Annotated in this window: 11 protein-coding genes; 5 read left to right on the forward strand and 6 right to left on the reverse strand. The window is 72.2% G+C overall.

The window, feature by feature from the left end; genetic code table 11:
• Window positions 1-21: 21 nt before the first annotated feature.
• The 4 genes from EV375_RS07745 to hrcA all read right to left on the reverse strand — a co-directional run bounded on the left by EV375_RS07745 (window position 22) and on the right by hrcA (window position 4,337).
• Window positions 22-777 (reverse strand): 16S rRNA (uracil(1498)-N(3))-methyltransferase, encoded by a 756-nt coding sequence (locus EV375_RS07745; RefSeq protein ID WP_130298793.1) that lies wholly within the window; start codon window positions 775-777, stop codon window positions 22-24.
• Window positions 774-1,883, reverse strand: a complete 1,110-nt coding sequence (locus EV375_RS07750) for a nitronate monooxygenase (protein ID WP_130298794.1) — start codon at window positions 1,881-1,883, stop codon at window positions 774-776. The genes EV375_RS07745 and EV375_RS07750 overlap by 4 nt, the downstream gene beginning before the upstream one ends.
• Before the next feature lie 300 nt (window positions 1,884-2,183).
• A complete protein-coding gene (dnaJ, locus tag EV375_RS07755; protein WP_130298795.1) occupies window positions 2,184-3,320 on the reverse strand; it encodes a molecular chaperone DnaJ in 1,137 nt (378 codons plus the stop codon).
• Window positions 3,321-4,337: a heat-inducible transcriptional repressor HrcA gene (gene hrcA / locus EV375_RS07760; protein ID WP_130298796.1), complete on the reverse strand. Its 1,017-nt coding sequence runs from the start codon at window positions 4,335-4,337 to the stop codon at window positions 3,321-3,323.
• A 224-nt stretch (window positions 4,338-4,561) separates the two neighbouring features.
• Between hrcA and EV375_RS07765 the strand changes: the two genes are divergently transcribed.
• The 3 genes from EV375_RS07765 to hemW all read left to right on the forward strand — a co-directional run bounded on the left by EV375_RS07765 (window position 4,562) and on the right by hemW (window position 7,650).
• Window positions 4,562-5,314, forward strand: a complete 753-nt coding sequence (locus tag EV375_RS07765; RefSeq protein ID WP_130298797.1) for an MBL fold metallo-hydrolase — start codon at window positions 4,562-4,564, stop codon at window positions 5,312-5,314.
• 44 nt (window positions 5,315-5,358) lie between these two features.
• Entirely contained in the window at window positions 5,359-6,210 is an 852-nt protein-coding gene (locus EV375_RS07770) for a DUF3097 domain-containing protein (protein WP_130298798.1), read from the forward strand.
• Window positions 6,211-6,411: 201 nt separating this feature from the next.
• Window positions 6,412-7,650: a radical SAM family heme chaperone HemW gene (gene hemW, locus EV375_RS07775; RefSeq protein ID WP_130298799.1), complete on the forward strand. Its 1,239-nt coding sequence runs from the start codon at window positions 6,412-6,414 to the stop codon at window positions 7,648-7,650.
• An 87-nt stretch (window positions 7,651-7,737) separates the two neighbouring features.
• Here the strand turns inward: hemW and EV375_RS07780 are convergent, their stop codons facing one another.
• Window positions 7,738-9,603: a SpoIIE family protein phosphatase gene (locus EV375_RS07780; RefSeq protein ID WP_486588353.1), complete on the reverse strand. Its 1,866-nt coding sequence runs from the start codon at window positions 9,601-9,603 to the stop codon at window positions 7,738-7,740.
• 105 nt (window positions 9,604-9,708) lie between these two features.
• On the opposite strand from EV375_RS07780, the gene EV375_RS07785 reads away from it, so the two are divergent.
• Together EV375_RS07785 and EV375_RS07790 are read left to right on the forward strand one after the other, a co-directional pair.
• Window positions 9,709-12,285: an ATP-binding protein gene (locus EV375_RS07785; protein WP_130298801.1), complete on the forward strand. Its 2,577-nt coding sequence runs from the start codon at window positions 9,709-9,711 to the stop codon at window positions 12,283-12,285.
• Entirely contained in the window at window positions 12,282-12,959 is a 678-nt protein-coding gene (locus EV375_RS07790) for a response regulator (RefSeq protein ID WP_130298802.1), read from the forward strand. Before EV375_RS07785 ends, EV375_RS07790 begins: the two co-directional genes overlap by 4 nt.
• A 223-nt stretch (window positions 12,960-13,182) precedes the next feature.
• Here the strand turns inward: EV375_RS07790 and EV375_RS07795 are convergent, their stop codons facing one another.
• Window positions 13,183-15,102, reverse strand: coding sequence for an AMP-dependent synthetase/ligase (locus tag EV375_RS07795; protein WP_130298803.1), 1,920 nt, complete (start codon window positions 15,100-15,102; stop codon window positions 13,183-13,185).
• Window positions 15,103-15,263: the final 161 nt, after the last annotated feature.

The raw sequence follows: 15,263 nt of genomic DNA on the forward strand, positions 1-15,263 counted from the left end.
CCGGGAGCCCGGCGGCTCGCTTCAGTCCCAGCGTCCGGTGCGGCCCAGCAGCAGGGCCGTCGCCGCCGTGCCGGCCGTGGAGGTGCGCAGCACGCTCGGACCGAGCCGGCAGGTCCGCGCGCCGGCGTCCGCGAAGGCCGCCAACTCCTGTGCGGACACGCCGCCTTCGGGCCCGACGACCAGCACGATGCCGCCGTCCGGGGGCAGTTCGGCAGTGGCCAGCGGCAGGTTTCCCTCCTCGTGCAGGACGACGCCGAGAGCTGCTTCCCGCAGCAGATCCGCCACCTGCGCGGTCGTGGCCGGATCCGCAACCTGAGGGAAGCGCAGCCGCCGCGACTGCTTGCCCGCCTCGCGCGCCGTGGAGCGCCACTTCGCCAGGGACTTGAGGCCGCGCTCGCCCTTCCACTGCGTCACGCAACGGGACGCCGCCCACGGCACGATCGCATCGGCCCCCGTCTCCGTCATCGTCTCCACCGCGAGCTCCCCGCGGTCGCCCTTCGGGAGGGCCTGTACGACGGTGATGCGTGGGCGGGGCTCGGGCTCCGTGCGTACCGAGGTGACGGCCACTTCCAGGCGGTCCTTGCCGGAGACCGCCGTCACCGTGCCGTACGCGCCGGTGCCCGCGCCGTCCGTGAGCACGACGTCCTCACCGGGGCGCAGCCGCCGCACCGACACCGCGTGCCTGCCCTCGGGGCCCTCCAGCACGAGCGTGCCGCCCTCCCGCCCTGCCACGTCCGCGAGCCGTGCCGGGTCGGCCAGGAAGACGGCCGCGCTCATACGAGGCCACCCCCGGTGGCCGGCCCGCCCTGCTTCGCGAGCCTTTCGCGTGCCATCGCCAGCTCCGTGACCAGCACATCCATCAGCTGCGCCGCCGGCAGGTCACGGGAGAGCCGGTGCCCCTGGCCCGCCCACAGCGCCATGCCCTGCGGGTCCTTCGCGCGGGCCGCGGCCTTGCGCACTCCGGCGGTCAGGTGGTGCACCTGCGGATAGGCGGCCGGGGCGTACGGGCCGTGCTCGCGCAGGAAACGGTTGACGAGCGCGCGGCCGGGCCGCCCGGTGAACGCACGGGTCAACTCGGTACGTGCGAAAAGGGGATTGGTCATGGCCTGCTTGTGCACGACGTCGGCGCCCGACTCGGGGCAGACGAGGAACGCCGTGCCGAGTTGGGCGGCGCTCGCGCCCGCGGCGAGCACCGCCGCGATCTGCTTGCCGCGCATCAGCCCGCCCGCGGCGACGACCGGCAGCCGCACGGCCTCCTTGACCTGAACCAGCAGGGAGAGCAACCCGAGGCCGCTGCCTGTCCCGTCCGCCTGCGGATCGTCGCGGTGGGTGCTCTGGTGGCCTCCCGCCTCCACACCCTGCACGCACACGGCGTCCGCCCCCAGGAACTCCGCCGTCTGCGCCTCGTTGACGGAGGTGACGGTGACGACGGTGTACGTCCCGCGCTTGGTGAAGCGCTCCAGAACAGGCTGGGTCGGGCAGCCGAAGGTGAACGAGACGACGGGCACGGGGTCGTCGAAGAGTATGGCGAGCTTCGCCTCGTAGGCGTCGTCGGTCGTGTGGTCGGTCTCGCCGAGCTCGGTCTCGAACCACGCCGCCTCACCCGCGAGTTGAGCGCGGTAGCGCTCCAGGGCCCCCGAGTCGGCGTTGTCGGGCTGCGGCATGAACAGATTGACGCCGAAGAGGCGTTGGGTCTGCCCGCGCAGCTGCTTGATCTCCTCGTACATCGCCTCCGGCGTCTTGTAGCCGGCTGCGAGGAAGCCCAGTCCGCCCGCCTCGCTCACCTTCGCGGCCAGCTCCGGGGTCGAAGGCCCGCCCGCCATGGGGGCCTGCACAATCGGATGCTCCGTGAGATCGGAGAACGGCATCGATGCGGAGGGCATGTGCACATCCTGTCACGCGGCATGCCGCCGCCCCGTCCCGGTCCTGTCCTGGGACGGGACCGAGGGCGGCGAAGGGACCGGCAGAGGGCGTGCGACCCGCCGGACACCGCCCGCCTCGGCTCCGGCCCGGCAGCTTCCGGCCCGGCCGGACCGGAGCGAGGAGACCGGCGGCGTTCCCGCGCGCTCAGGGCCCGGCGAATTCCGCGGCCCCGCGCTCGAGTTCCAATCCGCGAGTTCCGTCGGTGCGGGGCACGAAAGCGGCCCGTACCGGACCCGCCGGAGCTGCCAGGACCCGCTGCGTCAGCGACCGTTGAAGGCGTCCTTGAGCCGCGAGAACAACCCCTGCTGCCCGGGCTGGAACTGACCCGTCGGCCGTTCCTCGCCGCGCATCTCCGCAAGCCGGCGCAGCAGCTCCTCCTGCTCCGGCTCCAGGTTGGCCGGCGTCGTCACCTCCACGTGGACGATGAGCTGACCGCGCCCGCCGCCTCGCAGATGCGTGACGCCGCGCTCGTGCAGGGGGATCGACTGCCCGGACTGTGTGCCCGGCCGGATGTCGACCTCCTCCAGGCCGTCCAGCGTCTCCAGGGGCACCTTCGTACCGAGGGCGGCGGCCGTCATCGGGATGGTGACCGTGCAGTGCAGGTCGTCGCCGCGGCGCTGGAAGACCGGGTGCGCGGTCTCGTGGATCTCCACGTACAGGTCGCCGGCGGGACCGCCGCCGGGACCCACCTCGCCCTCGCCGGCGAGCTGGATGCGGGTGCCGTTGTCGACACCGGCGGGGATCTTGACCGTCAGGCTGCGGCGCGAGCGGATGCGCCCATCGCCCGCGCACTCGGGGCAGGGGCTGGGCACGACCGTGCCGAAGCCCTGGCACTGCGGGCACGGACGCGACGTCATCACCTGGCCGAGGAAGGACCGGGTGACCTGGGAGACCTCTCCCCTGCCGCGGCACATGTCGCACGTCTGCGCCGAGGTGCCCGGCGCGGCTCCCTCGCCGTTGCAGGTGTTGCAGACGACGGCCGTGTCGACCTGGATCTCCTTCGTCGTACCGAAGGCCGACTCCTCCAGGTCGATGTCGAGCCGGATCATGGCGTCCTGGCCCCGGCGCGTACGCGACCTCGGCCCGCGCTGCGAGGCGGTGCCGAAGAAGGCGTCCATGATGTCCGAGAAGTTGCCGAAGCCGCCCGCCCCGCCGAAGCCGCCCGCTCCACCGGCGGCACCGGCCGCCGGGTCGCCGCCGAGGTCGTAGACCTGCTTCTTCTGCGGGTCGGAGAGGATCTCGTAGGCGGTGTTGATCTCCTTGAACCGCTCCTGCGTCTTCGGGTCCGGATTGACGTCAGGGTGCAGTTCCCGCGCGAGCCTGCGGAAGGCCTTCTTGATGTCGTCCTGCGAGGCGTCGCGCTGCACGCCGAGGACCGCGTAGTAGTCCGTCGCCACTTACGACTCCGCGAGGATCTGTCCGACGTACCGTGCCACTGCGCGTACAGCTCCCATCGTTCCGGGGTAGTCCATGCGGGTCGGGCCGACCACGCCGAGCTTGGCGACTGCTTCGTCGCCCGAACCGTAGCCGACCGAAACCACCGACGTGGAACTCAGTCCCTCGTGGGCGTTCTCATGCCCGATTCGTACGGTCATGCCCGGGTCCTTGGCCTCCCCGAGCAGCTTCAGCAGCACGACCTGCTCCTCCAGGGCCTCCAGCACGGGCCGGATGGTCAGCGGGAAGTCGTGGCCGAAGCGGGTGAGGTTGGAGGTGCCGCCGATGATCAGGCGTTCCTCGGTCTCCTCCACGAGCGTCTCCAGCAGGGTGGCCAGCACCGTGGAGACCGTGCCGCGGTCGTCGCCCTCGAACGCGTCCGGGAGATCCTGCACGAGGGAGGGCACCTCGGTGAAGCGCTGCCCCACCACACGGCTGTTGAGGCGGGCCCGCAGGTCCGCCAGCGCGGAGTCGCCGATGGGTGCCTGGCAGTCGACCAGCCGCTGCTCGACGCGGCCGGTGTCGGTGATCAGCACCAGCATCAGCCGGGCCGGCGCGAGGGAGAGCAACTCCACATGCCGCACCGTCGACCGCGTCAGCGACGGGTACTGCACGACGGCGACCTGACGCGTCAGCTGCGCCAGCAGCCGCACCGTGCGCCCCACCACGTCGTCGAGATCGACGGCGCCCTCCAGGAAGTTCTGGATGGCGCGGCGCTCGGGAGGTGAGAGCGGCTTCACACCGGCGAGCTTGTCCACGAAGAGGCGGTAGCCCTTGTCGGTCGGGATGCGCCCGGCGCTGGTGTGCGGCTGCGCGATGTAGCCCTCGTCCTCGAGGACCGCCATGTCGTTGCGCACCGTGGCCGGTGACACCTGGAGGTTGTGCCGCTCCGTGAGGGCCTTGGAGCCCACGGGCTCCTCGGTTCCGACATAGTCCTGGACGATCGCGCGCAGCACCTCGAGTCTGCGTTCACTCAGCATCGCGCACCTCCCGTCCGGCCTTTGCGTCTGCTTGCGGCCTGCTCTCAGGGCCGCCGGCGCCATCCGTCCCCCGGCGCCTCTCCGGCGTCCCTGGCACTCTCGTCTGCGGAGTGCCAGATCCACCGGCTAAGTGTACGGCCGGTTGCCGCGACATGGGCAAGAGCCGTCAGTAATGACGGTATCGCGGTGCCGCGCTGCCGGGTACGTCCCAGTAACGTCGTCACATGGCCTCGCACAGGGACGGAGACCGCGAAGATCGCCCCGGAGCGGGCCCCTGGGAAGAGCTGGCACCCGGCGTCGTGCGGTGCAGGCTGCCCGGCTGGGACGCGACTGTGGGCGCAGTGCGCGGAACGGCGGGGGTGCTCGTCGTCGACACCGGATCGGGTGTCGCGGAGGGCGCGGAGATCCGCGACGGGCTGCGCGGCCTCTTCGGACTGCCGGTGACGCACGCCGCGCTCACGCACTCCCACTTCGACCACGTCTTCGGCACGGCGTCGTTCGAGGGTGCCCACGTGTACGGGGCGCAGGGGCTCGGCGGGTATCTCGCGGACGCGCGCGAGGAGTTGCGTCAGGACGCGGTGCGGCACGGCATGGCCTCGGACGTGGCGGCGGAAGCGGCGGAGCGGCTGGTGCCGCCGGGGCACGGCGTCTCCGAGCAGCTCACGATGGTGCCGGGCGAGCGGGAGGTACGCCTGGTGAACATGGGCGCGGCGCACAGCGCGTTCGATCTGGCGGTGGTAGTGGGCGGCCTGGACGGCGGTCCCCGCGTCGTCTTCTGCGGCGACCTCGTCGAGGAGTCCGGCGAACCGCAGGCCGGGCCCGATGCCATCCCGTCGCGGTGGCCGGCGGCCCTCGACCGGCTGCTGGCGCTCGGCGGTGAGGACGCGCTGTACGTGCCGGGGCACGGCGCGGTCGTCCGTGCCGACTTCGTACGGGCCCAACGGGAGGCCCTGGCAGACCGTTTCGGGCTGTCCTGAAGTCACGGCCTCGTGAAGTCACGGCGGTCGTGAAGAATGCCTCCATGCGCAGCCGTTCCTACGATCCCGATCTGACGCCGCCGTGGAAGAAGCAGCGGCCCGTGCCCGAGGTGCCGGCCGACCCGGAACTGGTGGTGGAGGAGATCACCACCGGCTTCTGCGGTGCCGTGATCCGCACGGAGAAGACCGCCGAGGGCCCCACCGTCACGCTGGAGGACCGGTTCGGCAAGCACCGGGTCTTCCCGATGGCGCCCCGCGGGTTCCTGCTCGAGGGCCGCACCGTCACGCTCGTACGCCCCGCGCCCTCGCGCGGCTCCGCCTCGGCGGGCGGCCCGGACGCGGCTCCACGGCGGACGGCATCCGGCTCCCTGTCCGTGCCGGGCGCGCGGGCGCGGGTGGCGCGCGCGGGGCGGATCTATGTGGAGGGGCGGCACGACGCGGAGCTCGTCGAGAAGGTCTGGGGAGACGACCTGCGGATCGAGGGCGTGGTCGTCGAGTACCTGGAGGGCGTCGACGATCTGCCCGCCGTCGTACGGGACTTCGAGCCCGGCCCGGAGGCCAGGCTCGGGGTGCTCGTCGACCATCTTGTGCCGGGCTCGAAGGAGTCCCGCATCGCGGCCGAGGTCACGGACGAGCACGTGCTGGTGGTCGGCCACCCCTACATCGACATCTGGGAGGCGGTGAAGCCGTCCTCGCTCGGCATCGAGGCCTGGCCCCGGGTGCCGCACGGACAGGACTGGAAGAGCGGCGTGTGCGCCGCCCTCGGCTGGCCCGCGAACACCGGCGCCGCATGGCAGCGGATCCTGGGGCACGTGCACGACTACCGGGACCTGGAGCCGGCGCTGCTGGGACGCGTGGAGCAGCTCATCGACCATGTGACCGTCGGCTTCTCCTGACGTCCGGCTGCTCGTGAGGCCCGGCTGCTCCTGACGTCCGGCTGCTCCTGAGGCCCGGCTTCCCGTAGCGGGGCTCGCGGCGGGAGGCCCGCAGCCGGGGACCGCAGCCGGCCCCGGGAGTGGCGCCCCGTGCGGAGCAGCACCGGCCCTGCGCCGCCGCACCGTGACGGGCGCCCTGCGGCATCGCGGACAATGGGACGCATGCCCTCCGCACTGCCCGACGGCGATCCCGTACCCGAAAGCGGGTCGCTGCCGTCCGACGCCCTCGCGGGCCGCGACTCCCGCCCGCTCGGCTTCTACCTGCACGTGCCGTACTGCGCGACCCGCTGCGGCTACTGCGACTTCAACACCTACACGGCCGCCGAGCTGCGCGACTCGGGCGGCGTACTGGCCTCGCGTGAGAACTACGCGTCCACGCTCGCCGACGAGATCCGCCTCGCGCGCAAGGTGCTCGGCGACGACCCCCGCCGCGTCGGCACCGTCTTCGTCGGAGGCGGCACCCCCACACTGCTGCCGCCCGAGGACCTCGGCTCCGTACTCGCGGCCGTCCGCGACGAGTTCGGGCTGACCGAGGACGCGGAAGTGACCACCGAGGCGAACCCCGAGTCCGTCGGGCCCGCCTCCCTGGAGCGGCTGCGCGAGGCCGGCTTCAACCGGATCTCCTTCGGCATGCAGAGCGCACGCGCCCACGTGCTCGGAGTGCTCGACCGGAGTCACACACCCGGCAGGCCCGAGGAATGCGTCGCGGAGGCCCGCGCCGCCGGGTTCGCGCACATCAGTCTCGACCTGATCTACGGCACGCCCGGGGAGAGCGACGACGACTGGCGGGCCTCCCTGGACGCCGCCCTGTCCGCCGGGCCCGACCACGTCTCCGCGTACGCCCTGATCGTCGAGGACGGCACGCGGCTCGCGCGCCGCATCCGGCGCGGCGAGGTGCCCCCGACGGACGACGACGTGCACGCGGACCGGTACCTCATCGCGGAGGAGACGCTCTCCGCCGCGGGCATGCGCTGGTACGAGGTCTCCAACTGGGAGCTGGCGTCAAGCACTTCGGCCCGCTGCCGCCACAACGAGCTGTACTGGACGGGCGGCGACTGGTGGGGCGCCGGGCCCGGAGCGCACTCCCACGTGGGCGGGGTGCGCTGGTGGAACGTGAAGCACCCGGCCGCCTACGCCCGCGCCCTCGCCGAGGGCCGCTCCCCCGGCGCGGGACGCGAGGTGCTGACGCAGGAGGACAGGCGCGTCGAGCGCATCCTGCTGGAGCTGCGGCTGGCGGCGGGCTGCCCGCTCTCGCTGCTCGCGCCGGCAGGGGCGGAGGCCGCGCGCCGCGCCGTGGGCGACGGACTGCTGGAGCCGGGCCCGTACGAGCAGGGCCGTGCGGTGCTCACGCTGCGCGGGCGGCTCCTGGCCGACGCGGTGGTGCGCGACCTGGTGGACTGACGCGCCGGCCGGCACATGCGCGAGCGACCGGCCGGCAGGCCCGGGCGGACGCACCGGCGGGACGCGCCGGACCGGGCGGCCGGGCGCTCAGCCGTCGCGACGAGCCTGCAGCACCAGCATGGCGAGGTCGTCCGCCGCAGCACCGTCACCGAAGGCGTGCACCGCGCGGCGCACCTTCTCCGCGGTCTGCGCGGCGTCGAGGCCGCCGCACTCGCCGAGTACCGCGGCGAGTCCGCCGTCATCGTCGAACTGCCCGCGCCCGGAACGCCGTTCGGTGATGCCGTCCGTGACGCACAGCAGCGTCTCGCCCGGCGCCAGGACGACGCTCTGGCTCTCGTACGAGACCTCCTCCTCGACGCCGAGCAGGAGTTGGGGCTCGGCGGCCGGGCGTACCTTCCCGGAGACGTCGCGCACCAGCGGCAGCGGATGGCCCGCGCAGACCAGCGTGCACAGCGTGCCGCCTCCGTCGGCGGCCGGCCGGGGCGCCAACTCGCCGTAGACCAGGGACAGGAAGCGGGTCTGCTCGCCCACCTCGCGGTTGAGCCGGTTCATGACCTCGGGGACGCTGTGGCCCTCGCGGGCGAGCAACCGCAGCACGGGACGCGCGAGACCGGTGACGACGGCAGCCTCGGGGCCGTTGCCGCACACGTCCCCGAGCGCGAACCTCCAGCGCCCGTCGGTCCCTTCGAAGAAGTCGTAGAAGTCGCCGCCCGCCCAGGAGCCCTCGCCGGCCGGTTCGTAGACGACGGCGGTCTCCACGCCCGGCACCGTCACCTCGCCGGAGGGAAGCAGCCCCCGCTGGAGCACGCGGCTGATGGTGGCCTGACGCGTGTAGCGGCGGGCGGAGAGCACCGCCTGGGCCACACGGCGGGCGAAGTCCTCGACGATGCCCACGACTTCGCCCGGGATGCGGTGCAGACCGGCACGCCCGATGACGAGCGTCCCCACCGTCCGCCCCCCGACGGCGAGCAGGCAGCCGACCGCCGCGCCCCCGGGCCCGTACGCGGACTCCTTCCCCGGCCAGGGCCAGGGGACGGCCCGCCCGGAAGGCGCGCGGCCCCCGGGCGCGGGCGGTGTCTTCTTCAGCTCGCCGCGCAGCTCGTCCATCCGCTCCTCCTGCGTGTGCCACACGCGGGAGAGGCGGAGCGGGGCCGAGGCGTCGGCGTCGGTGAGCCAGACACCGCACCAGTCGGCGAAGCGCGGCACCAGCAACTGGCAGGCCAGGGACGCGACCCGGTCCTCGTCGGTCTGGCCCGCGAGGAGGTCGGAGGCCTCGGCGAGGAAGGAGAGGATGCCGTGATCGATCCAGTCGGGGTCGTGGCGGCGGACGGCCGTGGAACGCTGCGGGGTGGGCGCGAGGCTTCCCGTCAGGCTGCCCGGGGCCTGCTCACCGGCCTCGTGCGCCGCGGCACCGGAGGCCTGCGCCGGAACCGCCGGCCCCGGCGTCTCCACGGGCCCGCACGGCATCCGGAACCAGACCGTCTTGCCGTCCCGCCTGTAGGTGACGCCCCACTCGCCGGCGAGGGCCGCCAGCAGCCGCAGACCGTGGCCCTGGTGGCCCTCGCGTGCGCTGTCGGGGTCCTCGCCGGCGACGCGCGTCTCCACCGCGCGCGTGGGATGGCTGTCGGCGACCTCGACGGCGAGCGTGCCGCCCTCGTGCCGGCACTCCAGGCGCACCGACGTTCCCGCGTGCACGACCGCGTTCGTCACCAGCTCACTGACGAGCAGCGTCACGTCGTGCGCGGTGCCGTCCGGCACTTCCCAGCCGCGCAGCGCGTCACGCACATAGGCGCGCGCCGCCGCGGGTGCCCGGGCGTTGCCCGTCAACAACGCCCTCACGGGCGTGAATCCGTCCGCACCGGGCGGCGGGCCGGCATCATGCCGCACCTTCTCGCCCGTCCCGTCCGCTTCCCCCCACCGCGTCAACGACATCCCCACTGTGTCTGCCCCCACCACTTCTCCGGGTTCTCCGGTTACTCCCCACGGCATTATCGCAAGGGTGACAGACTGAGCCGGTCCATATGCGCCGGGTGACGAAACCGATGAGGCGGCACTGCCATGAGTGGTGAAATGTCCGGGCTGCCGGACGGCTCCTCGAACGCGAGTGCGGGACTGCACCCCGTGCTCTGCGCCCTGCGCGCCCTGCGCGACGGCGACTTCACCGCGAGGGTCCAGGTGGCCGCGGACGCCGCGCCCGGTTTCCACACCGAACTCGCCGACACCGTCAATCAGCTGGCGACGCGTGTTCAGCACCTCGTGGGCGAACTGACCCGGGTTCGCGCGGACGTGGTGCGCCGCGGACGCGTCGGCGAACGCCTGACCGCAAGTCCCGGCCAGGGCATGTGGACCGACGCCGTAAACGCGGTCAACACCGTGCTGGAGACGCTCCTCGGCTCGACGGCGGAGGCGACCCGCGTACTCGCGGCGGTCGCCGACGGCGATCTCTCGCACCGCGTCGATCTGCACGAGAACGGCAGGGCACTGCGCGGCGAACTGCGCCGCCTGGGACGCACGGTGAACCGCATGACCGACCAACTCGCCCTCTTCACGGGCGAGGTGACGCGCGCCGCACTCGACGAGGACGGCGAGGGCGCGGGCCGTGGGCCGGGCGGCAAGCACGGCGGGCCGGCCACCGCGCACACCACCGTCAGCGGGCTGTCCGGCAGTTGGCGGGACGCGGCCGAGGCGGTCAACAGGATGGTCTCCGACCTGCGTGAGACCACTCAGGCCAAGGAGTGGCTGGAGTCCAACCTCACCCGCCTCGCCTCCCTCATGCAGGGCCGCCGCGACATCCGGGAGATCGCCGGGCCGATCATGCGGGAACTGCCGCCGCTGGTGGGTGCCCAGTTCGGTGCGTTCTTCCTCGCCGAGCCCGCTGAGGACGGCGGTCCGCCGGTCGACGGGGAGCTGTCGTACGTCGCCGGGTACGGCACCGCCGCCTACGCGCCGGGGGCGCGCCCGCGCGGCGGCGTCCACGGGCACAGCCTGATCGCGCAGGTCGCCGCGGAGAAGCGGCGGCTGCTGCTGACCGATGTGCCGCAGGACTACCTGCCCATCGGCTCCGGGCTGGGCGAGTCGCGGCCGGCCTGCGTGGTGATCCTTCCCGTGCTGTACGAGGACAGGCTGCTGGGCGTGCTGGAACTCGCCTCGTTCAGCACGTTCAGCGACATCCACCTGGCCTTCTTCGACCAGTTCGTGCACACCATGGGCGTCGCTCTGCACACCATCAGGGCGAACACCGAACTCTCGGAGAAGGCTTCGCTGCTGGCGGCGTCCTCCCAGTACAAGACGCAGTTCCTCGCGAACATGTCGCACGAGCTGCGCACCCCGCTCAACTCGCTGCTGGTGTTGTCCCGGCTGCTCGCCGACAACGAGGGCGGGCGCCTGTCGGACGAGGAGGTCCGCTTCGCGCAGACCATCCACCGCTCGGGCACGGATCTGCTGTCGCTGATCAACGACGTGCTGGACCTGGCGAAGATCGAGTCCGGCCGGATGGAGTCCCGGCCGCGCAATCTGACGCTGAACAAGCTCCTCACGTACGTCGAGGACACCTTCCGCCCGATGGCGCACGACCGCGGGCTGCGCTTCTCCGTCACGTCCGCGGACGATGCTCCCGGCGAACTCCACGTGGACGAACGGCGGTTGCAGCAGGTGCTGCGCAACCTGCTGTCCAACGCCGTGAAGTTCACCTCCGAGGGCGGCATCGAACTGCGCGCGGAGCCCGCGCCGGAGCGCGGCAAGGACGGCGAGGCGCTGATCGCCTTCCGGGTCAGGGACACCGGCATCGGCATCGAGCCGGAGCAACTGCCGCGCATCTTCGAGGCGTTCCAGCAGGGCGACGGATCCTCCCACCGCACGTACGGCGGCACCGGGCTGGGCCTCGCCATCAGCCGGGAGCTGGCCGCGCTGCTCGGCGGGAGCATCACGGTGGAGAGCACCCCGGGCACCGGCAGCACCTTCACGCTGTACGTGCCCGCCTCGGCGCCGGCCGCCGTGCCCGGCGCCGAGGCGGGCACCCCGCCGGTGCACGAGCCCCCCGCCGCGCTCGTACCCGCCCAGCTGCCGCCGTCCCGCAGCGAGGGCCACGCCGCGGGCAACGGGCGCGCCACCTCCGGCCGCGGCGGCGCGCGGCGCGCCGAGGGCGCCGGTGGCGTTGCCCGCACGGAGAGCGTCCAGACCGCGGCCCAGGCGCCGGAGTCCGGTCTCGCGGCCTGGCAGAACGGGCACTCCGCGCGCGTGCTGCGGGAGAAACGGGTGCTGATCGTGGACGACGACATCCGCAACGTCTACGCCCTGACCCATCTCCTGGGCCGGGTCGGGATGTCCGTGCGCTACGCGGAGAACGGAGCCGAGGCGCTGACCTCTCTGGCCGGCGGCCCTGGCGTCGACATCGTCCTCATGGACATCATGATGCCGAAGATGGACGGTTACGAGGCCATCCGCAGCCTCCGTGCCGATCCGCGCTTCGAGGCGCTGCCCGTCGTCGCGCTCACCGCACAGGCCATGCCCGGTGACGGCGAACAGTCGCTCTCAGCGGGAGCCTCCGCGTACGTGCCCAAGCCGGTGGCCGTCGAAGCGCTGCTCGGCACGCTGCTCTCCCTGCTCGACCCACACTCCTCACCGAGGCCGCGATGACATCCGAACTCCACACCCGCGTACCGCCCTCCTCGTACACGGGCCGGGCCGAGGAGGCCGGGGTCCTGCTCGTCGACGACCGCGAGGACAACCTCGTCGCGCTGGAAGCGGTGCTGAGCTCACTGGAGGTGCCGCTGGTGCGGGCGATGTCCGGCGAGGAGGCGATGAAGGCGCTGCTGCGGCAGGAGTTCGCCGTCATACTGCTGGACGTGCTGATGCCCGGCATGGACGGCTTCGAGACGGCCGGCCACATCAAGCGCCTCGACCAGACCCGGGACGTGCCGATCATCTTCCTGACCGGAGCGGACGCCGCCGCCGAGGCGGGCTACGCCTTCCGGGGATACGCGACGGGCGCGGCCGACTACCTCACCAAGCCGTTCGACCCGTGGATGCTGCGCTCCAAGGTGTCCGTCTTCCTCGAACTGCACCGCAAGAACCAGCAGTTGCAGCGGCTGCTGGCGGGGGAGCGCGACCGGCTCGGTGAGTTCGCGGTGCGGCTCGAAGCGCTGGAACGCTCTCTGCGCCCGGACGGCGGCACCGCGTCCGGCGCGGCGGACCCTGCTGGGACCCCGGAGGCAGGAGGCGCGGCGGCGGCCCCGGACGTGTCCGAACTCGCACGGCGCATAGGCGAGTTGGCGGAGGCGCTGCACGAGATGCGCGGCGAGCTGCCCTGAGCACGCCGCGCACCCGGCAAGGGCCGGAGGACCCGGCGAGGCCGCCCCGCGCGGAAGACGCGTGGAACTCCGTCGCGGAAACCCCGGTACGGGATCCCGGGTACGGGACTCCGTGCACGGGAACGGCGTGGGCCGGGCGGCGTCGCGTACCCACCGCCCGGCCCACGCCGTCCGTATCGGCCTCGCGGGGTCCCCTCGACCTGGCCTCGCGCGGACCGCTCCCTCAGCCCTCGCGCGTCCCCGCGTACATCTCCTCGATCAGATGCCCGAACTCCCGCTCCACCACGGGCCTCTTGAGCTTCAGGCTGGGCGTCAGCTCACCGTGCTCGATGTCCAGGTCGCGGGGCAGCACGCGGAACTTCTTGATCGTCTGCCAGCGCTGGAGCATGCCGTTGAGCTCCTCCACGTAGCCGTCGACCATCTGCCGCACCTCGTCGCTGGTGACGACCTCGCTGTACGGCTTGCCCTTCAGCGACTCCTGCTCCTCCGCCCACGCGGTGAGGCTCACCTCGTCCAGCGCGATGAGGGCGGTGCAGAAATTGCGATCGGCGCCGTGCACGAGGATGTTGGAGACGTACGGGCACAGGGCCTTGAACTGCCCCTCGACCTCGGCCGGCGCGATGTACTTGCCGCCGGAGGTCTTGATCAGGTCCTTCTTCCGGTCCGTGATCCGCAGGTAGCCGTCCTCCGACAGCTCGCCGATGTCACCGGTGTGGAACCACCCGTCCGACTCGAGGACTTCGGCCGTCTTGTCGGGCAGCCCGTGGTAGCCCTCCATGATGCCGGGGCCGCGCAGCAGGATCTCGCCGTCCTGGGCGATGCGCACCTCGGTGCCCGGCAGGGGCTTGCCGACGGTGCCCGTCCGGTACGCCTCGCCGGGGTTCACGAAGCTGGCGGCGGAGGACTCGGTGAGCCCGTACCCCTCCAGGATGTGAATGCCGGCACCGGAGAAGAAGTAGCCGATGTCGGGGGCGAGAGCGGCCGAGCCGGAGACGCAGGCGCGCAGCCGCCCGCCGAATGCCTCGCGCAGCTTGGCGTAGACGAGCCGGTCGGCGACGGCGTGCTTGGCCTTCAGACCGGCGGGCGCCGTGGCGTTGCCGGTACGGCGGAAGTTCTCCTGCGTGACCTTTGCGTACTCGCGGGCCACACCGGCCGCCCACTGGAAGATCTTGAACTTTGCTGCACCGCCGGCCTTCGCCTTGGAGGCGACACCGTTGTAGACCTTCTCGAAGATCCGGGGCACGGCCGCCATGTACGTCGGCTGCACGACCGGCAGATTCTCGATGATCTTGTCTATGCGGCCGTCCACGGCGGTCACGTGACCGACCTCGATCTGTCCGGCCGTGAGCACCTTGCCGAAGACGTGAGCCAGCGGCAGCCACAGGTACTGCACGTCCTCGTTCGTCACCAGACCGGACTGGGCGATGGCCTTGGCCATGTACGACCAGCAGTCGTGGGGCAGCCGCACACCCTTGGGCCTGCCCGTCGTGCCGGAGGTGTAGATGAGCGTGGCGAGCTGATCCGAACGCAGCGCCTGCACCGTCTTCTTGACGCAGCCGGAGTTCTGCAGGAGGTGTTCGTTGCCGCGCCTGGTCAGCTCGTCGAGGCTGATGACCCAGCCCTCGGGGTCGCCGTACTCGGGTCCGGCGCCGGAGATGCCACCCGACTCGGAGACGTCACCGGCGTCGATGAGGACGACGTGCTTGAGACCGGGCAGCTCCGAGCGGCGCTGGCGCACCTTTGCCAGCTGCTCGGCGTCCTCCGCGAAGAGGACGCGGCTGTCGGAGTCCGCGAGGATGTACGCGGTCTCCTCTTCGTTGGTGCTCGGGTAGACCGTGGTGGTCGCGGCGCCCGCGCACAGGATTCCGAGGTCGGCGAGGATCCAGTCGACGCGGGTGCCGGAGGCGATGGCCACGCGCTCCTCGGGGACGACACCGAGGGTCATCAGGCCCGCCGCGATCCCGAAGACGCGCTTCGCCGCCTGGGCCCAGGTGTAACTGCGCCAGTCGTCAGGTCCTTCACCGGCGGCGGAGGGCACCGGATAGCGGTACGCCTCGGCGTCCGGGGTGGCCTCGACCCTTTCCAGGAAGAGGGTCGCCACGGAGGGCGGCCGGTTCTCGATCAGGGGTTGTGTGTCGCTCACGACATCCTCCGCTGGCCCGCACCTTGAGCTCGGTGTAGTTGCGTGGGGTGAGTGCTTGTTGACTCACGAGTAACTAGAAACAGCGGCCAGCCTAGAGGCCGTCACCCTCCCAACGTAAGGGGGCCGCGACGCGTAATGTCCCGATCACCTCGCGATCGTCA

The organism is Streptomyces sp. CNZ301, assembly GCF_004217425.1.

Bases quoted from the DNA above. Each gene is read 5' to 3' on its own strand.
- EV375_RS07745 (WP_130298793.1), bottom strand. From the start codon at position 777: ATGAGCGCGGCCGTCTTCCTGGCCGACCCGGCACGGCTCGCGGACGTG.
- EV375_RS07750 (WP_130298794.1), bottom strand. From the start codon at position 1,883: ATGCCCTCCGCATCGATGCCGTTCTCCGATCTCACGGAGCATCCGATT.
- hrcA (WP_130298796.1), bottom strand. From the start codon at position 4,337: ATGCTGAGTGAACGCAGACTCGAGGTGCTGCGCGCGATCGTCCAGGAC.
- EV375_RS07765 (WP_130298797.1), top strand. From the start codon at position 4,562: ATGGCCTCGCACAGGGACGGAGACCGCGAAGATCGCCCCGGAGCGGGC.
- EV375_RS07770 (WP_130298798.1), top strand. From the start codon at position 5,359: ATGCGCAGCCGTTCCTACGATCCCGATCTGACGCCGCCGTGGAAGAAG.
- hemW (WP_130298799.1), top strand. From the start codon at position 6,412: ATGCCCTCCGCACTGCCCGACGGCGATCCCGTACCCGAAAGCGGGTCG.
- EV375_RS07785 (WP_130298801.1), top strand. From the start codon at position 9,709: ATGAGTGGTGAAATGTCCGGGCTGCCGGACGGCTCCTCGAACGCGAGT.
- EV375_RS07790 (WP_130298802.1), top strand. From the start codon at position 12,282: ATGACATCCGAACTCCACACCCGCGTACCGCCCTCCTCGTACACGGGC.